Below are 20,305 nucleotides of genomic sequence, written 5' to 3' on the forward strand. Positions count from 1 at the left end.
GATGAAAACTTCAACCGATACCACGCTCTGGACCTGTGGCGCTGACCTGGTGGTCGCGCAACTTGAGGCACAGGGTGTCCAGCATGTCTTTGGCATCCCTGGCGCAAAGATCGATAAGGTTTTTGACTCGCTGCTGGACTCATCCATTCAGACCATACCGGTTCGCCACGAAGCTAACGCCGCGTTTATGGCCGCCGCAGTTGGCCGTCTCACCGGCAACGCGGGTGTGGCGCTGGTTACCTCAGGGCCGGGCTGCTCTAACCTGATCACCGGTATGGCTACCGCCACCAGCGAAGGTGATCCGGTGGTCGCTATCGGCGGCCAGGTGAAACGTTCCGACAGTGCAAAGCAGGTTCATCAGAGCATGGACACCGTTTCGATGTTTCGCCCGATCACCAAATATGCGGTTGAAGTGACCGATCCCTCTGCGCTTTCTGAATGCCTGTCAAATGCGTTTCGCCATGCGGAACATGGCCGCGGCGGCGGTGCCTTTATCAGCCTGCCACAGGATATTGTCGATCAGCCGGTGACCGGCAAAGCGCTGAGCAGTAAAGGCCGTCCGGTGTTAGGTGCCGCGCCAGACGCGATGATTGAGGCAGTCAGCAGGGCGATTGCCGGGGCTAAAAATCCGGTTATCCTGCTGGGATTGATGGCGAGCCAGACGGAGAACAGCGAAGCCATCGACGAGCTGCTGACCCGTAGTCATATTCCGGTCACCAGCACCTATCAGGCAGCCGGGGCCGTCAGACAGGATCACTTCTCACGTTTTGCCGGGCGTGTCGGGCTGTTTAATAACCAGGCAGGCGACCGGCTGCTGCAACAGGCTGACCTGATCATGACCATCGGCTACAGCCCGGTAGAATATGAACCGGCGATGTGGAACAGCGGCAATGCCACGTTGATTCATATCGACGTGATACCCGCAGAGACCGACAACCGCTATCTGCCCGATGCGGAGCTGGTGGGGGATATCGCGGCCACGGTGCGTAAACTGGCTGCGCGTATTACTGCGCCACGGCAACTGACTGCAGAAACTGCCTCTATTCTTGACGATCGCCAGCAGCAACGAAAATTACTGGCAATGCAGGGTGCCAGCCTCAATCAGTTTGCCCTGCATCCGCTGCGCATCGTGCGCGCCATGCAGGACATTATTAACAGCGATGTCAGCCTCACCGTTGATATGGGTAGCTTCCACATCTGGATCGCCCGCTATCTCTACAGCTTCCGCGCCCGCCAGATCATGATCTCCAATGGTCAGCAGACCATGGGCGTGGCCCTGCCGTGGGCGATTGGCGCCTGGCTGGTCGATCCGCAACGCAAAGTGGTGTCGGTTTCAGGTGATGGCGGCTTCCTGCAGTCCAGCATGGAGCTGGAAACCGCCGTCCGGTTAAAAGCAAATATTCTGCACATCGTCTGGGTTGATAACGCCTACAACATGGTGGCGATGCAGGAAGAGAAGAAATATCACCGCGTCTCTGGTGTTCATTTTGGCCCGATTGATTTTAAAGCCTACGCAGAAGCATTTGGGGCTGCGGGCTTTGCGGTGACCAGTGCAGCAGAACTGGAGCCTACGCTGCGAAAAGCGATGGATGTTCAGGGACCTGCAGTTGTGGCTGTGCCTGTTGATTACGCTGACAACCCGTTACTGATGGGCCAGCTGCATCTGAGTCAGCTTCTTTAAGTTCATGTAAAAAGGAAATCATGATGAAAAACAGAGTGGCATTTGTGACTGGCGCAGGCCAGGGCATTGGTGAAGCGATCGCCCTGCGTCTGGCGAAAGATGGACTGGCGGTCGCGGTGGCCGATTTCAATCAGGAGACCGCCCGCCAGGTCGCAGACAAGATCAACCAGTTGGGCGGAAAAGCGATAGCCCTGAAGGTCGATGTCTCGCAGCGCGATCAGGTGTTGGCCGCAGTCGAAGAGGCTCGTCTCGCACTGGGTGGTTTTGACGTCATCGTTAACAACGCAGGTATTGCGCCCTCCACGCCAATTGCGGAGATTACCGAAGCGGTGGTCGACAAGGTCTACAACGTCAATGTCAAAGGGGTGATCTGGGGTATGCAGGCCGCGATTAAAGCGTTTGCTGCAGAAGGTCACGGTGGCAAAATCATCAACGCCTGCTCCCAGGCGGGTCACGTTGGTAATCCGGAGCTGGCGGTTTACAGCTCAAGCAAGTTCGCCGTGCGCGGCCTGACACAGACCGCCGCGCGTGATCTGGCGCCTGCCGGGATCACGGTAAATGCCTTTTGTCCGGGTATTGTCAGAACACCAATGTGGCAAGAGATCGACAGACAGATTTCCGAAGCAGCTGGAAAGCCCGCCGGTTACGGCACGGAGGAATTTGCGAAACGTATTACGCTGGGACGTCTTTCTGAACCGGAAGATGTTGCCGCCTGCGTCGCCTACCTCGCCAGTCCCGACTCCGATTACATGACTGGCCAGTCACTTTTGATTGATGGCGGCATGGTGTTTAACTGATCTGCCCTCGCCTGCTTCGTTCCGGCGCAGCAGGCTCTGCTTCCGCACCCATTAAAACATTAGTTTCTTTTATCTTAAAAACGGTTAGCCATCAGCCTGTTGACCGTTTAATCGCGCCAGACCTGCGTTTTTGTCGCCTGAGAGATTAAAGCTGCTTATTATCCTGCCGATAAAACAGAGACTCCTCTCCCTGTTCAAAGCGACCATGTTAACGATCAACCATAACGAGCCCGCCGCCATCACGAACAAAATGCGGTACAGCACTGACTCTGTTCTGGGACGAACGGTTGAAAGGTTATCATCAGGGATGCGGATTAACAGTGCGAAAGACGATGCGGCAGGTCAGGCGATTGCCAACCGCATGACGGCCAATATCAACGCCGATGCGGTGGTAGCGCGCGGCCTCAATGACGCTATCAGCTATTCCCAGACCGCCAGCGGCGGCCTGGGTAGCATTGTCGATCTGCTGATCCAGGCCCGCACGCTTTCGGTTCAGGCAGCCAACGGCACGCTATCGGATGCGGACAGGCAGAGCGTCAACGGTGCATATCAGCAGATTCTGGCAGGCATCAATGACATCGCGGATCACACCGAGATTTTCGGGCGTTATCCGCTGGCGACCAATAATCCCGATCTGCCTCCTGCGAAACTGGGTAACATTGACCCTATCAACACGAAGTTCCCGGTTCCAGGCAAGAATTACTCTTTTACCTCCGGCGTGATCCCGCTGGCCTATATTCCGGCAGGCTCGACAGCGATAAGCATCACCATCGACTCGCTGGGTATGGATGACGATCTCCAGCTCTTTACCCGCGACGGTAAGCATCTGGTCGGTACACCGCTGGATGGCAGTGCGCCCGATTACACCTGGGCCAGCAAAGGCATCACCAATGCGGCTACCGCAGATACCCGCCTGCTGACCAGCAAAAACGGTTTTGGCAGCGGTGCGGCATATGACAGTTCGCAACTGCTCGAGGGCGGTACAAGCTGGGCGCTGGCGGGCAGCAACAGCAGCACTTATAACGGCATGAACATCACGTATAGCGGTGATGGCGATCGTTATGAAGATGTCGCCAGCGGCGATTTCAATAACGGGACCATCACCAGTAACCGGCTTGAGCGCATCACGCTGGATACTGTAAACGAAGATTTGATTGTGGTGGTGGTGGGCAATGGCTCTTTCACGGGTAATCTGACCTGGGGAAAACTGCCCGAACCTAAAGGCGTGCCTGAAACGCCGCCACATGAGAGTCGTCCTCTGGAAGTGGTCACCAGCGCAGATTATGGTCAGCCAGTGCAATCGGATACCATCCCGGCTACACCGTCAGATACCAAAACCCTGGGGCTGAACAACACAACACTGCTGAACAGTCAGGACATCTCCAGCACCATGAAAGCGCTGGAGCGCGCGCTGGCGAAGATCAGCGGCTATCAGTCGACTTATGGCGCGAAGATTAACCGTTACGAATCAAACCGTAATGTGCTGGCGCAGCAGGGCGTGGATACCTCAGCAGCTCGCAGCCGCATACAGGATGCGGACTATGCAGAAGAAGCCAGTCAGCTGGCTCGTAACCAGATTATTCAGCAGGGCCAGACTGCCGTCAGTAAAATGGCGAACAAAACACCTGAAATGATTATTCAGCTGTTAGGCAGCTAATACTTTTAACCGGCAGGGCGTCCTGCCTCAGCCGTTTTCCCTGTTTCTTCTCCATTAACATCGCCTGATTCGGCCCTCTGCTGGCCCGAAATCCCCGGTTACCCCTCGTCACGCTTTGATCCCAGTCACACAAACTCGTTTAAGATTCGTTTAAGAATGGTCGTCATCACCTTTTTTTGTTAAATAAATGCTAAATGCTGATAACAATTTAATATCACCATCCTGCGCAGGATTAACTAAAACAACAGGTTAATCGTTACCAGACTAAGTAATTACCTGAATTTTCCTGCGGTCATAAGCACTTTTCATTACTTTTACGCCATTGCGAGGGCTGTTATTTTGCTGACAATACTGGGTTTTACCATGGTTGTTTGCTTCATGTATCTGATCATGACCAAACGCATGTCAGCCTTGATTGCGCTGATTCTGATACCAACCGTATTTGCGCTGATTGGCGGTTTTTACGCGGGCCTGGGTGACATGATGCTGGACGGCGTCAAGAAGCTGGCTCCTACCGGCGTCATGCTGACTTTCTCCATTCTCTATTTTGGTCTGATGATTGATGCCGGACTGTTTGATCCGCTGGTGCGCTTTATTCTCCGGATGGTGCGCGGCGATCCCCTGAAAGTGCTGGTCGGCACGGCGGTGCTGACCCTGCTGGTTTCACTGGATGGTGACAGCTCCACGACGTATATGATCGCTATCGCCGCGTTCCTGCCGCTCTATCACCGGCTGGGTATGAATGTGCTGATGATGACCTGTCTGGTCAACCTCGCCAGCGGTATCATGAACCTCTCGCCATGGGGTGGCCCGACAGCCCGTGCCGCAGCGGCACTGCGCATTGATGCCCTCGACATCTTTATTCCGATGCTTCCGGCCATGTTGCTGGCCTGCGTTAGCCTTGTGGCCATGGCAGTGCTGTTTGGTCTTCGTGAACGTAAGCGTTTAGGCGTGATGACCATGAAAGATCACCATCTCGACAATATTGAACTGGGTCTGGGGGATGCCGAAGAGTGCGCCGCCAATCGCCGGCCAAAAATGTTCTGGCCTAACTTCATCCTGACCACTGTGCTACTGGTGCTGCTGGTGGTTGGGTTAATGCCGATTCAGATCCTGTTTATGCTGGCATTTGCGATAGCGGTGATGCTCAACTATCCCACGCTGGAAGAGCAGAAAGCGCGCATCAGCTCCCATGCCGGTAACGTTCTGGCGGTAACCGCGCTGATTTTTGCCGCCGGTATTTTCACCGGTATCCTTTCCGGCACCGGTATGGTTGATGCAATGGCGAAAAGTTTGCTGGCGGTCATCCCGCACAGCTTTGGCCCTTACCTGGCAGTATTTACCGCGCTTGTCAGCCTGCCGTTCACCTTCTTTATGTCGAATGATGCGTTTTACTTTGGCATTCTGCCCGTTATTGCTCAGACAGCGGCCAGCTATGGCATTACCGCTGAAGAGATTGCTCGCGCTTCCATTGTCGGCCAGCCATTCCACCTGCTGAGCCCGCTGGTACCGTCAGTCTACCTGCTGGTGGGTCTGGCGAAGGTCGACATCGGTGACCATCAGCGCTTTGCAATCAAGTGGGGAATTCTGGTGAGTCTGGTATTGATGGCTGGCGGTCTGCTGACCGGTGCTTTCCCGTTGTTCCACCGTTAATCCTCTGCTTTCGGGTGGATAGCCGGCAATGTTCCCGGTTATTCGCTTCCCGAACTACAACAGTCATTGTACAATGACTTGTATTGTTCATTACGGAGGTTTTATGAGAGCAATCAGTTACAGCGAAGCCAGACAGAATCTTTCTGCCACGATGGTTCAGACAGTTGAAGATAAGGCACCGGTGTTAATCACTCGCCAGAACGGCGAATCCTGCGTGCTGATGTCGCTTGATGAATATAACTCACTGGAAGAGACGGCCTATCTGCTGCGTTCGCCTAAGAATGCTCGCAGATTGATGGATGCTATCGAAAGCCTGCAAAGCGGTAAAGGGACTGACAGGGATATTATTGAGTGAAACTGACCTGGTCCGCAGAAGCCTGGGAAGATTATCTGTACTGGCAGGATACTGATAAAAAAACCGTCAAAAAGATTAACGAACTCCTTAAAGATGCCAGCAGGACGCCTTTTGAAGGCAAGGGAAAACCCGAGCCCCTGAAGCATAATCTTGCGGGATTCTGGTCCCGCAGGATTACGGCGGAACATCGACTGGTCTACGCCGTCACTGAGGAGGCATTATTAATCGCCTCATGCCGTTATCACTACTGACCAGAAGTCGCCTTCCTGACATTGACGATCAACCGAGTGATTCGGTACAGGAAGCATCACACGGTTCCTGCACCCAGACACGGCCCCCATCCCGCAACAGATCGCTATGCCACCCGATTAATCCGGATCGCCTGCCCTCTTTTTCAGCTGCGCCGAAAGCCAGGGAGCTGTCAGACTTTCTGCAGAGAGACTCACCTCTTCCGGTAAGCCGGATGAAACAATCTTTCCTCCCCTGAGCCCCGAGCCGGGCCCCAGATCAATCACCCAGTCCGCTTCAGCCACAATGCGCATAGTATGTTCCGCCATAATCACCGTGTGGCCGCGCTTTACCAGTTCATCGAGCACAATCAGCAGCTTATCCATATCAGACGGGTGCAAACCAGTCGATGGTTCATCAAGCAGATAGAGTGTAGGCGTACGCTGTAAACGCTGCAGTTCCCAGGCGAGTTTGATGCGCTGGCACTCGCCGCCAGACAACTCAGTGGCGGGTTGACCCAGCGTCAGATATCCCAGTCCCAGTGACGTCAAAGCTTTTAACGAACGCTGAATACCGTCATACGCGTGAAAGAGCGCAGTGGCGTCGTCCACGGTCAGAGCAAGCACATCCGCAATCGTCAGGTTGTTCCACTTCACTTCCAGCGTGTCGGGATTATAACGGCCTCCCGCACAGACTGAGCAGGTTGCGGTGGCGCTGGGCATAAACAGCAGCTCAATTGAAATCTGCCCCTGCCCTTCACATGCAGGACAGCGTCCGGCGGGTAAATTGAATGAGAAACGGCTGGCGCTGAAGCCTTTGGCTTTCGCTGCAGGGGTTTCTGCAAACAACCTGCGGATAATGTCGAAAAATCCGGTGTAAGTGGCCAGATTTGATCGAGGCGTTCTGCCAATAGGACGCTGATCGATTCTCACCAGTCGGCCGATGGCGTCACTTCCGCTCACCACCTGTCCTCTGACGTCTGCCACCAGATCCTCTTCCTCGCCCTCGTCGCTGTCAGCGATTTTATCAAAACGTCCGAGCATTTCCGGGAGCACGCGATTCAACAGTGTTGATTTACCGGAACCAGAAACCCCGGTGACAGCTGTCATTCTTGCCAGCGGAATAGCGATATCCATTGCGGAAATATTGTTGCAATGGACCTGCTCAAACCTGAGCCAGCTCTCTGCAGGCCGGCGCTGGCGCAGTCCGGTATAGCTCCGCGAGAAGAGATAGTCAGACGTGGGTGAAGCGATGTTTTTAAGTCCTGCGGGTTCGCCGTTATAAACGATCTCACCGCCATGCGTTCCCGGACCCGGGCCAACCTCAATGAGCCAGTCAGCCTCGGCGATGAGGTCCATATTATGTTCGACAACCACCAGCGAATTACCGGCGCGCACCAGGTTTTTCAGGGAAGTGAGCAGCGCTTTAACATCATCGGGATGCAGGCCGGCAGAAGGCTCATCCAGTACGTAAAGCACGCCAAACAATCGTGATATCAACTGGGTTGCCAGACGCACGCGCTGCAACTCGCCGGATGAGAGCTGGGTGGTCCGGCGGCCCGGTGCCAGATGGCCCAGCCCCAGCGTGTCCAGTTGCTGAAGCCGCATACTGATATCAGACGTCATCCGGATAACCGCCTCCCGCAGGGCAGCCTCTACAGGCAGGTTGGATGAGGTGCCATCAGCATAAGGCTTCAGCAGTTCTGCGAGCGCCGAGACAGAAAGCTCACTCAGGCTGGCAATGTCATAACCCGCAAAGGTGACGGATAAGGCATCCCGATTCAGTCTTTTACCGTGGCACGCTGAACAGGGCGTGACCGTGACATAACGGGCAAGCCGTTTCTTCGTCGTCTCACTGCCACCCGAATAACTCTGTAGTACGATTTTTGCGGCACTGGTGTAGGTCCCGGTATAAGCGGGCTCTTCACCCGCAGCCAACGCTTCTTCACGTTGTTCAGCATTCAGACCGATAAAAATCGGCACCGAAGGCTGTTCGTCCGTCAGCAATATCCACTGCTGGTCACGGGATGAAAGCGTATGCCAGGGCGCATCGACATCGTAACCGAGTGTCTCAAGGATGCTTCGCAGATTTTTGTTATGCCAGCCTCGGGGCCATGACGCGATGGCGCCCTGGCGGATACTCAGTGAGTCATCCGGCACCATTGAGTCGGTTTTGACGGTGTGTACGCTTCCCAGTCCCTGGCAATGCGGACAGGCTCCTTCTGGATTGTTAGGCGAGAAATAATCGGCGGTCATAAAAGGTACACCGTCGGGTCGTGCACCTGCCCGGGAAAACAGCAGACGCAGCGTAACGGAAATTCGGGTGAGGCTGCCCACCGTTGAGCGCTCCTGAGCACCCGCCCGGCTCTGTTGCAGAGCCACCGCAGGCGGAAGTCCATCAATATTATCTACATCCGGTGCCGCGGCCTGATCGATCAGTCTGCGGGCATGGGGCGAAACCGACTCAATAAACCGGCGCTGGGCTTCTGCGTAAAGCGTATCAAAGGCAAGTGACGATTTACCGGAACCTGACACGCCGGTAAACACCACCATGGCGTTGCGGGGAAACCGAAACGAGACATCTTTAAGATTATGCGTTCTTGCACCCTGTACCGAAACATAAGGGTCGATATGCTCATCAGCGCGGTTACGTTCAGCGTTGCGTTGGTCTGTCATGATTTCCCTGTTTAAAAATGCATGGCAGCCTGACATTCGCCTGCCATTAATGATTGAAACATTTCAGATGCTCATCGGGTCTTCAGGCTATCCGGCCCGTTTGAGAATTGAAGCAACAGCAAGGGTAGTCACGGATTTCTATCTTCACAACGCAACAGGTCGTTGAATGACTCCTGATAAATTCTGCTACGCACTCCTGAATCAGTACATCCCGACCATTTACTACCTGAACCTAATAGTCTGAACCAGAGGCGAAATAGTGCATGACTTTGGTAAATAGAAGTAAAGAGAAGTAAACATAATTTTGCTGATCAGGTGCTGATGCAGGTCTTTAATGAAACCGTGATTTAAAAAACAATCGTTATTTAAATATGAACCCCATACATCTTGTTAGCATTTCCCTCGATAATTTAACGGCAGACTTTAGCTGAGCACCACTGGTTTATTTTACCTATTCAGAACTCATTATTTCCCGCAAACCAAAATAATCATTCAATCAAATGCCAAAAATTAAATAGATCAATATATTCAATTAGTTAAAAGGTAATCATCTGATTTTCCATTGGTGATAACTATGGATGATTTGATTTAAAATCACTTTACCTATCAATCGCGTTAGCCGACCTCCGTTGACTATCACTCCCCGAAATATAAAGATGTTTCACATCGGGCAAGACGGATATCAATATTAAATTAAGAAAAGTTTATCTCGTCAGTATTATTCAGCATTAAGGATTCATTGAATGCGGACAGACCTTATCATTTCTGAAAATGTCTGCGATGAATATCCTGATGAAATCGATCTTATCTGGATGTATGGGAAAGTTAATCAGCGCATCGGATCAAATGATAATGGAAATGAAAATGGTTACTTTTACAGATCTGAGCGCCTGATGACCGATGTTGAAGGTGCATTCCTTGATGATACAGGAATATTAAACCATTAATCAGCAGATGTTATATTATGAATATTCAATTACATAACAGCGCTTAATTATCGCTGAAAAATTCACCGACAGCGGTGGCGCTTACTATATTACTGGCTACTTCAGTAACGCTTATTGCCAATGACCAAACTTAAATTTTGCAAAAAATTTGAGCACCAGTTCATGCTGATTAAAATTATCACTTACACCTATGAGCCTCAGCAGCAAAATAGCCAGAAATTGAATAAAAACGCACTTATCAAAATCAGAATGAAATTTTAATTATATATACCAGGTAATAGATAGCGTCATTATCAGATTTTTTAATTTTCATTAAACAGAGACTATATCTCTGAGCTTATCTAAACTCAAAATGTGAGGTGTTCACTATGCGTAAAAACATTCTTTTATTATCAACGTTTTTAGTTTTATTTAACGTATCAGCCGGTGCGATGGCTTCATGAATGCTCAGCCACCGGACTGAGCATTCATGAAGCGGAAAAATCCCTCGCGAAAAAAGCGGAAGCAAAAGGGGTTAACTATAAAATAATCGGCGCACACTATGGTAATTATGTGTATCTGATTGCCAAAACGGAGCCGTAATTTTCAGTAATGGTTAATAGCTAAAACGACTTACCGGCTGTGAAGTATATAAAATTGATATTTCAGTGCCTGTTTCTTAACACACTTCATAAAAGGATAGATTATGAAAAAAAGTATGTTGCTTTTACTGACTGCTTTCTCAGTCAATGCTTTTGCACAGACTACGCAGGATTGTGTAAAAACGGATCAACAAGAGATTGCAGGATTATTTGACCGCTGGAACAACTCTCTGCAGACCGGCGATGCCCACAAAGTCGCTGAAAACTATCTGAGCGATGCGGTTCTTCTGCCCACCCTCTCAAACAAAGTAAGAAAGAGTGATGCGGAGCGTGTGGATTATTTTGAGCATTTTCTGGAGAAAAAACCTGTCGGTAAAATTGAGAGCCGGACCATTCGCACCGGTTGCAACAAGGCAACCGACAGCGGGGTCTATACCTTTACCTTTGCAGATAAGTCTTCAGTAAAAGCGCGCTACACCTTTACCTATGTCTGGGATGGGAAAGCGTGGAAAATCTCGTCGCATCACTCCTCCGCAATGCCGGAAGGCTGAATCTTTGCTGATGCTCAGGCCGGCCTGAGAGATAACTAAAGCGGTAATGGCTTCTTATTACAGCCAGTCAGGCTGGATGTTCAGTGACCCTGCCCGGTGCCCTTTCTCATTCAGGTAAAGGCACCGGGCAAGTGACGCAGGGAATGTCTTAGTGACTGACGAGGATAAAAGGTGATGCTCAGCGCACTGGTCAGCCTTTTGCGAAACGAAAGTGCGCTTTACTAATCAATCAGTTTGCCTTTGTCCAGTTGAACCGCGCCCGTTTCCCGGAGCTTCTTCAATACCCGTGATGCCGTGCTTTTGGATAAAAAAGTGCTATTGGTCAGAAAGTAAAGCACTGAAAATCGCTTTTTTATATGACACGGAAACGCACTCCACCGGCTGATTGCATTAGTGACCTGCACTTCCGAATTGGCATAATGTGACTGAAGGCAGTTCAGCAGATCGGTGTGATAGCCTGACATGATTTTCATAACGTCCGGAAACAGCCCTTTATGGTTTACGAGGCTCCAGAACTGGTTATATTCAATGCTGTAGATTTTTCCGTAGTCGACTTTCTCAATGAATATCGGCGGTGCTTCCAGTGCCGGCATGGCGCCGATGACAAACGGCCCCGTAATGATATTGATGATTTTATTTCCATTTTTTGAACGGATAATAAAATCCCCTTCCTTAATCAGGTATACCTTTCTCTCCTGACCAGTGAAAAAATCGAAGAACTGCTTCCCCCGTGAAAGTCGATCGAATCTTGCCGGTTTAATGTAAGGCTCCATATTATGGATGATATTAAGATGACTTTCCGCAACATGCCTGGACATAAAAAACTTCCTTTTGATTGCTCCTTAACGAATGAAGATAGTATTTAAAAATAATTCAGCTTATGTATAAGCTGGAAATAAAAATAGTCTCAAATGCATACGCTTGTATATATGACTGATTTGTTTTTAGTCACGCCCTGATTTCGTAAACTTCACAAGATTTTAACTTGCTGGCTCGTATGCTACTTATGTGAATAACAATACAGCACTAATCTATTTTTCATATCCACAACCTTTAAAAGAAAAAATTGTGTCGTGATTATCATGTAGAAAAAAACCTTTAATCCAGGCTTAGGGGATGGCAGTTAATAACAAGATCAAACTGCAATATGAATCACTGTATTCGTGTCTTGAGAGGGTGCGTCTTTTAAAGAGGAATTCTTAAAACCATGACATCACCTATCTTTTACGCTTCAGCTGCGGCAAACCGGGCTGGCAATGCCCGACCCGATAAACCGCTGTAATCGTATTTACTCAAAATGTTGCATCCACCGTCATGGCATTACGGTTTTTTGAATTTGTCTTCAACCTTCTCTTTCGCTTCCGCGATTTTATCCCCAGTTTTTTCTGTAAAGCTGTCTTTATGAGCTGGCCCACTTCCTGGTGTTACCGGACGGGTGTTGTAGCCATGGTCAGCGCGAGCCTGACCCGTGCTCTCAACCAGCGGATCGGTCGCAGTGTGATTGCCGGTCACCGGGTCTGCACTTAACGGATCTCTGCTGGCATGGTCAATATCTACTTCCTGACGGCGTACAGAATCATTAATGGTTTCGACACGATCGCTGGCCTCTTTACGCAGCACCACTTCTTCAATAATTTCCGCAGTCTTATTAATGACAGGCTGCTCATGCGACTCTTCCACTTCAACCGTTTTTTCAGACCAATCGACATTGCCCGGTGAGCCTGTTCCGCTGACCGGACGACGGAAGATTTCGGCATGTTGCTCACGCAGCGAAATATTTTCTGATACGGGTTCCGTGACAGTGTAGCGACGAACGCGGGTTGAGCCTTCACTGACCAGACGTTTGCCTACTTCCAGACGTTCTTCTGCCAGCCGCAGCACGTCTTCGTTACTTTCATCACCGGTTAATGGAGTACGACCCGCGACACGATGAGCCGGTTCAGTATGAAGTGGTTCGACTGCTGCGCTATCCTGAAACGTTCCGCTAGCGGGTGCAGTCAGGCCATCATTTGTTACGTCGTCGTCAGGTAACGCAGCACGACGTTCTGTCAGTTCTTCATGCGCATCAAGGATACCTAACGCTCGCGGTAGCTCATCTTCATCCGCCCGAAGCGACAGCACTACACCGCCAGTACGCATCGCGTCTTCATAGACTTCGGCCTGATCTTCTTCCAGCGTATTGCCAAACAGGCGCTGCCAGAAACCAGGGTGACGGGCTTCGTGTCCTTCAGTACGCAAGCGATCGCCGGAAATGATGTCAATGTCATCATCCAGGAAACCGGCCTTAATCAGGTTACGCTTTGCACCCTCAGCCAGTGAGAGACTGCTGAACATTGTGACGATTGTTTCACGTGCCATGTTGTGTTCCTCGATGATGGATTTGGACGGCTCTGAGTGGGATGTTCGGGTCAGATAAGCGTGCTGTTTACGCAGGGTGACGATCTCTTCTGTCTCTTCCATGCTGACAACCTTGCGGATATGCCACTCCTCTTTCAGCACCAGATGACGAACAATCTCGATTTCCTCTTCGACGATTGGAATGATCAGCACACCATTCTCTTCACGGATCTCCGGCATCGCCGTCAGCCGCTCCGACTTGGGAATGCGGTCAATCTCCGCTGTCTGATGCCGGAGCATCAGCGCAATTTTTTGCTGATGCTCGGTGACCTGTCGGGTAACTCTGACATGGCCATCAGTGACCCGCTGTCTGGAAATCTCAATGACTTCTTCCGCCAGTCTTATTACCTGGTCGTTACCCTCTGACCCTGGTTCTTCAGGAGGTTGATTGTTCATGGTTAACCTGCCTGTGATACAGAGCGATCATTTGTACTTTTCCTGACCTTGAGCATAAGTGACTGCTTTCCGGCTGATTAAAGCCTGGCACAAAGAACTACAAAAGATAGAAAAATACAGAAAAATGCAGTCAATTTAAGTAAAAGTGTCGCTAAAAGACGCTAAGCGATGCGGCAGATTAAATCACTAATCGCAGCGGGAAACAGTCAAATCTGTTTTGCTGCTTCCCGGGGAGAATAAAGAGATAGGATCAGGGGTTAACCGGGTATGACGTAAATCAGCTACCTCACATCACGGGTTGAGCCATTCACTTTCCTGCAAGCTTCCATGAGGAGAGTAATGAAACAGGGCACGCTGATTATCATTTTGCTGAAGCTGATAAGCGTCCAGTACGCTGACCCGCACGATCACCACGCCAAAGCGAGACGCTCCCGACTCCACGGCTGTCGCTTCGCGTCTCTCATCAGCGGCTACCCGTACTTCACCCGGTGGTCCACCGGTGTAAGTCTGCTGCGTATGCTGCGGTAACTCACGCCACGCTGACCGGGCAACATCACTCCCTGCCGCATAGCACTCAACCCGACCCACCATCCGCAACTGCAGGCGCCGCTGATGACAATATCCCAGCACGCTAACCTGCGGGTTAGCCGCCATCTCCTGCCACTTCGGGCTGCGGACATCGGTATGAAATGTCAGCATCCGGTGGCTGTCATCACACTGGCGCAGCACCACGATGCGCGCCTGTGGTTGCTGCGCACTATCTACGGTACAGAGCGTCAGATAACGAAACCCGCTCTGTGGATCGGCTGCGCCAGCCACCAGTTCCGCCCAGGCGGTTGCTTCAAACGTTTTCAGATCCATTGGATATTATTCTCATCAGTGTCGGCTTTCAGCCATCTGGCTAAAAGCGTAGCAACGAAGTGGGCAGATGAACGTTCATCGCAGCGATATCGGCAAATGCGCCCAGCGAAGACAGGCGGTCAACACTCAGGATTGTGCAGAGAATGAACTAAATTCAGAATGACGAGAACGCGTGAAGAGCAGCAAAAAGTGAATGCCATCGGTCAGCGATGCTGTGCTATTTTGCACCATTGATTGCAGATTCGACATGCAGGGAGTTGTATCATGTCTGGTGAATTCACGTCAGAAATGCCACCGCAAATCACGTCGCCACGCCTGACCTATCGCCCGCTGCGCGAGGAAGACTGGCCATTCTATCTGGCGGTCAGTCAGGATCGAACGGTAATGAAGTACATTAGCGATCCGCGCAGCGCAGACGCGATCAGAAGTCTCTCTTTTGATGTCCGCCTGCCCGCCTGGTATCCGGGCTGTAATCACTGGCTGTGTCTGGTAATTGAGGAAAAAACAACCGGTTCAATGGCTGGCTTCTGCGGGTTCATCGATCGCGGAGAAGGCATTGCCGAGTTTGGATTTATTCTTGCGGCCAACGCGCAGGGCAAAGGCTATGGCAGCGAGTCACTGCATGCCACTATCGCCTTTTGCTTTGAGCAACTGGACTATCGCAAGCTGACCGCCACGGTGACCGCAGGCAATGAGGCCTCATGCCGGACTTTGCTTTCTGCGGGCTTTGTTCATGAAGGGACAATACGGCAGAATTTCTTTCTCGACGGCAAGTGGCAGGATGACTGGCTATTTGGCCTGCTGAAACAGGAATACCGGCCAGCAGGCTGACCTGACACGGTAACGGACTGGCGTCGCTCATCCTGCACTTTGCCTGTCACGGGCGCATCAACTAATGGGGCATGACGTCGTGTCCGCTGGCGACAACTGGCGGATAGTGTTCTTCACCGCACAGCATCGTCTCAAAGTCCGCTGGCGTCATTGGCCGGCAAAGGCCATTGCCCTGCATAATGTCGCATCCGGCAGTAGTCACAAAAGCGACCTGCTCTTTGTCTTCCACGCCTTCTGCCGCCACACGAATCCCCAGGCTTTTGCCGAGCGCGGTAATCGATCGGAACATCATCCGCACCCGCATGCTTGAACTCAGCTCGTGCGTCAGCGACTTATCAATTTTAAAGCCTGCTACAAAGCTATAACGAAGCAGGTTAATCGCCCCTAGCGTACGTCCGTAATGATCGATAATGAATGAAGCGCCTGTCCGGCGTACCGCCTCAACCTGAACAGGCAAATCCTGCACCAGTACAGCAAGCAATGGCTCATCCACCTCCAGCTCAACAAAACCGGCATCACCGCCCGCACTCTCGCGTATCACCGCCTCCAGGCTATTACCGGCTAACTGACGCGGAAAAAGGTTGATACTGACACGAAGCTGAGGCGCGCGAACCTGCCACTGCCGGACCTGTGCCAGCGCACTGCGAATGATCCACTCTCCCAGTGTCACGGAAAGCGGACTCTTTACCAGCATGCCGATAAATTCGGCGGGCAACAGCAGCCCGCGAGTCGGATGCTGCCAGCGTACCAGTGTCTCGCAGCCAACAAGCTTTCCGCTTTCAACGTCGTAGCGGGGCTGGTAATAAAGCGTAAACTGCTGCTGCCGCACCGCCGTTTCCAGCTCGCGCTCAAAGCGGCGGCGTTGCTGTTCCGCTTCGCGAAACGCGGGCATAAATAGCATACTGCAGCCTTTCCCAGATGCTTTGGCGCGATAAAGTGCAAGGTCAGCCGCGGACATGACAGATGAGGGATCACGCCCATGCTCCGGATAAGAGGCGATGCCGGTGCTGGCACCCACGACTACCGGCGAGTCGTGATAGCGGAACGGCGTCTGTACGGCTGCAATCAGCCTTTCCGCCGTGATTGCCGCTTCTGCGCTGCCGCCAGCTAGCAGGATCACAAATTCGTCACCGCCCAGCCGGGCAGCCGTCACCGCACTGGCGCAGACCGCACGAATCTGTTCCGCCACATGGCACAGCAACGCATCCCCGGCAGCATGCCCCAGCGTATCGTTAACTTCTTTGAAACCATCAAGATCGGTCATCAGTAATGTATAAGGCACGGCTGCTTTAGTCAGTTGCCCGACCTGGTCCATAAACGCGCTACGGCTGGCGAGACGCGTTAGCATATCTATTGAGGCCAGCTCACAAAGCCGCGCTTCACTCTCATAGCGAGCCGTCACATCACGGATAATCATGCCTACCAGCCGATCGCCTTCTTCACGCCAGCCAGAAAAAGAGACCTCTGCCGGGAATTCACGACCGTCGCGCGTCACACCCCATATCTGCAACGAACGAGGATGCGAAATAGCGGCTTCGTCAGAGGTAATCCTGGCCAGTTCGTTTCGGTAGTCAGTCTGGCAGCGGGCCGGAATCAACTCGCTGACGTACTGACCACGCATCTCCTCTGCGCTGTAACCGAACAGCGCTGTAGCAGCCGGATTCCAGAAGGTAATGCCGCGACGCAGGTCTGTACAGACAATGGCGTCGGGAGAGGTGGAAGAGATCGCCTGAAGCCGCTGCTGACTGGTATAGCGCAATAATTCCAGACGATGCATTTCCATGCGATCCATGACCAGCGCGGCAATGTCAGCCAGATGCTTTCGATCCTCTGCAGTCAGCGGCTCACGAGGATGAGTGTCGGTCAGGCAGACCGTACCAATGTGGTGACCATCCGGAGTCGAGAGCGGAATCCCCGCATAAAAGCGGATAAAGGGGTAACCGTGAACCAGCGGACTGTCGCGAAAGCGCGGATCTTTCAACGTATCGGGCACGCAGAGAATCTCGCCCTGCGCCAGGGTATGATGGCAGAAAGCAACGTTTCGCGATGTACCTGAGATATTTAAACCGTAGCGGGAGGCAAAAAACTGCCGCTTCTCGTCGATAAGCGACACAAAAGCGACCGGCACCCGGAACAGCCTGGCAGCAAGCGTGGTCAGACGATCCAGCGCATCGGTCGGCGGTGAATCCATCAGGTTGTACTGCTTAAGTGCGTTGAGGCGAGCCGCCTCGGCATCATGATAAACTGGACGTTTCAGCGTAACTCTCCTCTGATGTTATCTGCTGCAGTCGGCACGACACAGCGTAAAGAGGACTCGTTCAATCAGACAGGACACGCAGAATTTGCTATCGACCCGTTGCCAGAAGAAAGGCCCACCAGTGAACTCTGCAACAAAAGATCGCCGCGATGAGCCCGATGAAGCTGGCACCGCAGATAAAGGGACGCCAGTTAATACGTTATGCCTGGCAGAGGAATTGCAGTGGATCAGCAGCTTATGGCGGACCACGCCAGGAAACTCTGGCCAGGGCTTATCAGACGAGCGCTAAAAGCGCTTCGCTTGACTCACTATATCGGCCTGGAATAGCTTTACTTAAGTGTTAATACAGGCTGAAAACCTGACTTTACCAGCTTTGACAGGTGCTCATAATGCAGATGTCCTTCGGCCAGCAACATCAGCACTTCATACTTTTCCTGGCAAACCTGCGCCGGCTTGGTGATGCTTTCATGCCCTGCCAGATGCGCTGACTAACGTCAAAATTGTTCTGTTACCCTTTCCTGAGAAAAAATCAGCAGCCTCGCGCAGTTCATACCCATTACGCTGTACGGACACAGGCGGTCTTAAACGCTGATTTCCCGGATGAGTGACTCCCTGTTCAGTGCCCCGGTGACGAAACCACTGGGGATGAAATGGTGGCAGCGGAAATATGAATTTGAGTTAAGTTTAGAGTGCCAGGCAATCCGCAGCTGTCAGAAAGCGTCAGACATGCATAAAACTGAATAAATTAACTGAAGTTTTATCTTATTTTTCTGCCGCATAAAGATTACGCGACTGAGAATAACAATCGCCATTACTAAGGGTGATGTTGACCAGGTGATGATTAACGTCGATCACGCGCTCCGTAAAGTGAGGCATTCATTCAATTATTAAATAAAAATCATCGTGAATTTTTATTTCGACACCTAAAGCCATTGTTTACCGGTCTGATTGTTATCTGGCCGGGCGATACCTGATCGGCACTCGCCCAGCCAGCTTTTCAACGGCCGTAACATACTAATTAACCGTGGCAACAGCTTGATTCGGCAAAGTGAAACGCGTAATCACACTGCCCAGCGTCTGGGTCTGTCCACTGAGACTGCCTGCCGTCACGGAAACCTGCTGAACCAGTGTCGCATTCTGCTGAGTAACGCGGTCAAGTTCAGCAACGGCCACGGTGACCTGGGCAATACCTTTGCTCTGCTCATCCGATGCCAGCGCAATCTGTCCAATCAGTTCATTGACCCCATCGACGCCACGCAGCACGGCTCCCATGGTGGTTCCCGCACTCTCGGCTGCCCGGCGGCCATCCTCAACGCGCGTCACGGTATCGGCAATCAGTTCTTCAATCTCTTTTGAGGCAGCCGCGCTTCGCTGTGCCAGTGAACGAACTTCACTAGCGACCACCGCAAAACCCCGGCCCTGCTCGCCCGCACGGGCGGCCTCTACGGCGGCATTGAGCGCCAGAATGTTGGTCTGAAACGCAATGCCATTAATGGTTGTAGTGAACTGCCGGATTTTTTCAGACCCCTGCGCGATGCTGGTGATGGCTGCCGATACTAACTGAACCAGTTCCACGCCCTGATGAGTGGTATTCGTGGTCGTGGCAGCCAGTTCACGTGCTTCACGCGCATTTTGTGCATTATGACGCACGGTGACCGTGATCTCCTCCATGCTGGCTGCGGTCTGCTCCAGTGCAGCGGCCTGTGTCGATGTCCGATCGGAAAGGTCGGCGTTACCCGCGGCAATGTCACCCGCTTCACGATGAAGAATGGCGGCGTTGTCGCGGATAGCACTGACCGTCTGCAACAGACTGTATTGCATCTCTTTGATCAGCGGCACCAGTTGCCCGACACAGTTACGCCCCAGATCGTCCGGCTCACGCGTAAGATCACCGCCAGCAATGATGTTTAAATGAGCGCGAATTTTACCGACAGGACGTACCAGATGAACAACCAGATAACGGTCACAAAACAACAGCAAGGCCAGAACAGCCACCAGCGCTGCCAGTAATACGCTCTCCAGCCGATGTCGATCAGTTTTCAGTGGGGCCTGATTCCGGGCTAACTGTTGCGTGGTTTTATCCAGCTGGGCGCGGGCAACAGATGCGAATTCAGAAGGTGTGGCTGTGAGTGCATTACGGAAGTTATCCCAGCCAGCATCGGCTGGGGTTAAAGCGACGAGAGCACTCTTCTCGGCTGCCGTACCGCTTTGCATAATAATAGCGCTGTTCGTCAGAAAACGTAGTTGTTGCGTCAGTTCCTCAGAACGATCAGTTTGTCGATAGATGTCGCGCACGAAATGGCTGCTGAAGCCGCCAGCTAATGCCACCACGCCCAGTGAGACGATCATCATCCACAGTACCACGCGGCGAATAGTGAAATGCCTGAGTGAATTCATGAGTTTTCCCCGATGTTGTCATTGGTGTAGGTAAAGAAAGT

Annotated in this window: 15 protein-coding genes; 9 read left to right on the forward strand and 6 right to left on the reverse strand. The window is 52.0% G+C overall.

Going from position 1 to position 20,305, the window contains the following annotated elements; translation table 11 throughout:
• Position 1: 1 nt before the first annotated feature.
• The 6 genes from alsS (at position 2) to LQK91_RS20570 (ending at position 6,394) form a co-directional block, all read left to right on the forward strand.
• Positions 2–1,681 (forward strand): acetolactate synthase AlsS, encoded by a 1,680-nt coding sequence (gene alsS / locus LQK91_RS20545; RefSeq protein WP_003850593.1) that lies wholly within the window; start codon positions 2–4, stop codon positions 1,679–1,681.
• A gap of 23 nt (positions 1,682–1,704) precedes the next feature.
• Entirely contained in the window at positions 1,705–2,478 is a 774-nt protein-coding gene (locus LQK91_RS20550; protein WP_003850595.1) for a (S)-acetoin forming diacetyl reductase, read from the forward strand.
• Between the two features lie 205 nt (positions 2,479–2,683).
• Positions 2,684–4,135, forward strand: coding sequence for a flagellin (locus LQK91_RS20555; RefSeq protein ID WP_105100084.1), 1,452 nt, complete (start codon positions 2,684–2,686; stop codon positions 4,133–4,135).
• Positions 4,136–4,474: 339 nt separating this feature from the next.
• Positions 4,475–5,788, forward strand: coding sequence for a CitMHS family transporter (locus tag LQK91_RS20560; protein WP_033762133.1), 1,314 nt, complete (start codon positions 4,475–4,477; stop codon positions 5,786–5,788).
• Between the two features lie 103 nt (positions 5,789–5,891).
• Positions 5,892–6,143 (forward strand): YoeB-YefM toxin-antitoxin system antitoxin YefM, encoded by a 252-nt coding sequence (gene yefM / locus LQK91_RS20565; RefSeq protein WP_003850602.1) that lies wholly within the window; start codon positions 5,892–5,894, stop codon positions 6,141–6,143.
• On the forward strand, positions 6,140–6,394 hold the full coding sequence (locus LQK91_RS20570) for a Txe/YoeB family addiction module toxin (protein ID WP_003850603.1): 255 nt from the start codon (positions 6,140–6,142) through the stop codon (positions 6,392–6,394). Before yefM ends, LQK91_RS20570 begins: the two co-directional genes overlap by 4 nt.
• Before the next feature lie 117 nt (positions 6,395–6,511).
• On the opposite strand, the gene LQK91_RS20575 is transcribed toward LQK91_RS20570, so the two are convergent.
• Entirely contained in the window at positions 6,512–9,046 is a 2,535-nt protein-coding gene (locus LQK91_RS20575) for an excinuclease ABC subunit UvrA (protein WP_105100085.1), read from the reverse strand.
• Positions 9,047–9,789: 743 nt separating this feature from the next.
• Between LQK91_RS20575 and LQK91_RS20580 the strand changes: the two genes are divergently transcribed.
• Together LQK91_RS20580 and LQK91_RS20585 are read left to right on the forward strand one after the other, a co-directional pair.
• Positions 9,790–9,993 carry a hypothetical protein gene (locus LQK91_RS20580; protein ID WP_078805279.1) on the forward strand — a complete coding sequence of 68 codons (204 nt, stop codon included), beginning with the start codon at positions 9,790–9,792 and terminating at the stop codon, positions 9,991–9,993.
• A gap of 685 nt (positions 9,994–10,678) precedes the next feature.
• Complete coding sequence (locus tag LQK91_RS20585) at positions 10,679–11,125, forward strand: SgcJ/EcaC family oxidoreductase (protein ID WP_003850608.1); 447 nt, start codon at positions 10,679–10,681, stop codon at positions 11,123–11,125.
• 221 nt (positions 11,126–11,346) lie between these two features.
• Here the strand turns inward: LQK91_RS20585 and LQK91_RS20590 are convergent, their stop codons facing one another.
• From LQK91_RS20590 to LQK91_RS20600, 3 genes are all read right to left on the reverse strand, one after another.
• Entirely contained in the window at positions 11,347–11,943 is a 597-nt protein-coding gene (locus LQK91_RS20590; protein WP_003850609.1) for a helix-turn-helix domain-containing protein, read from the reverse strand.
• A gap of 502 nt (positions 11,944–12,445) precedes the next feature.
• On the reverse strand, positions 12,446–13,918 hold the full coding sequence (locus LQK91_RS20595) for a DUF2382 domain-containing protein (protein WP_078805280.1): 1,473 nt from the start codon (positions 13,916–13,918) through the stop codon (positions 12,446–12,448).
• A gap of 291 nt (positions 13,919–14,209) precedes the next feature.
• Positions 14,210–14,779: a pyridoxamine 5'-phosphate oxidase family protein gene (locus LQK91_RS20600; RefSeq protein WP_078805281.1), complete on the reverse strand. Its 570-nt coding sequence runs from the start codon at positions 14,777–14,779 to the stop codon at positions 14,210–14,212.
• 264 nt (positions 14,780–15,043) lie between these two features.
• Here LQK91_RS20600 and LQK91_RS20605 point away from each other — a divergent pair, with 264 nt between their 5' ends.
• Positions 15,044–15,610 carry a GNAT family N-acetyltransferase gene (locus LQK91_RS20605; protein ID WP_078805282.1) on the forward strand — a complete coding sequence of 189 codons (567 nt, stop codon included), beginning with the start codon at positions 15,044–15,046 and terminating at the stop codon, positions 15,608–15,610.
• A 61-nt stretch (positions 15,611–15,671) separates the two neighbouring features.
• On the opposite strand, the gene LQK91_RS20610 is transcribed toward LQK91_RS20605, so the two are convergent.
• Positions 15,672–17,801, reverse strand: a complete 2,130-nt coding sequence (locus tag LQK91_RS20610; protein ID WP_008926797.1) for a putative bifunctional diguanylate cyclase/phosphodiesterase — start codon at positions 17,799–17,801, stop codon at positions 15,672–15,674.
• 1,080 nt (positions 17,802–18,881) lie between these two features.
• On the reverse strand, positions 18,882–20,264 hold the full coding sequence (locus tag LQK91_RS20615) for a methyl-accepting chemotaxis protein (RefSeq protein WP_105100086.1): 1,383 nt from the start codon (positions 20,262–20,264) through the stop codon (positions 18,882–18,884).
• Between the last annotated feature and the right edge of the window lie 41 nt (positions 20,265–20,305).

Origin of the sequence: Pantoea sp. MHSD4 (genome assembly GCF_021043305.1) — a bacterium.
Taxonomy (GTDB): Bacteria; Pseudomonadota; Gammaproteobacteria; order Enterobacterales; family Enterobacteriaceae; genus Pantoea; species Pantoea eucalypti.

Bases quoted from the DNA above. Each gene is read 5' to 3' on its own strand.
- alsS (WP_003850593.1), top strand. From the start codon at position 2: ATGAAAACTTCAACCGATACCACGCTCTGGACCTGTGGCGCTGACCTG.
- LQK91_RS20550 (WP_003850595.1), top strand. From the start codon at position 1,705: ATGAAAAACAGAGTGGCATTTGTGACTGGCGCAGGCCAGGGCATTGGT.
- LQK91_RS20555 (WP_105100084.1), top strand. From the start codon at position 2,684: ATGTTAACGATCAACCATAACGAGCCCGCCGCCATCACGAACAAAATG.
- yefM (WP_003850602.1), top strand. From the start codon at position 5,892: ATGAGAGCAATCAGTTACAGCGAAGCCAGACAGAATCTTTCTGCCACG.
- LQK91_RS20575 (WP_105100085.1), bottom strand. From the start codon at position 9,046: ATGACAGACCAACGCAACGCTGAACGTAACCGCGCTGATGAGCATATC.
- LQK91_RS20580 (WP_078805279.1), top strand. From the start codon at position 9,790: ATGCGGACAGACCTTATCATTTCTGAAAATGTCTGCGATGAATATCCT.
- LQK91_RS20585 (WP_003850608.1), top strand. From the start codon at position 10,679: ATGAAAAAAAGTATGTTGCTTTTACTGACTGCTTTCTCAGTCAATGCT.
- LQK91_RS20590 (WP_003850609.1), bottom strand. From the start codon at position 11,943: ATGTCCAGGCATGTTGCGGAAAGTCATCTTAATATCATCCATAATATG.
- LQK91_RS20595 (WP_078805280.1), bottom strand. From the start codon at position 13,918: ATGAACAATCAACCTCCTGAAGAACCAGGGTCAGAGGGTAACGACCAG.
- LQK91_RS20600 (WP_078805281.1), bottom strand. From the start codon at position 14,779: ATGGATCTGAAAACGTTTGAAGCAACCGCCTGGGCGGAACTGGTGGCT.
- LQK91_RS20605 (WP_078805282.1), top strand. From the start codon at position 15,044: ATGTCTGGTGAATTCACGTCAGAAATGCCACCGCAAATCACGTCGCCA.
- LQK91_RS20610 (WP_008926797.1), bottom strand. From the start codon at position 17,801: ATGGATTCACCGCCGACCGATGCGCTGGATCGTCTGACCACGCTTGCT.
- LQK91_RS20615 (WP_105100086.1), bottom strand. From the start codon at position 20,264: ATGAATTCACTCAGGCATTTCACTATTCGCCGCGTGGTACTGTGGATG.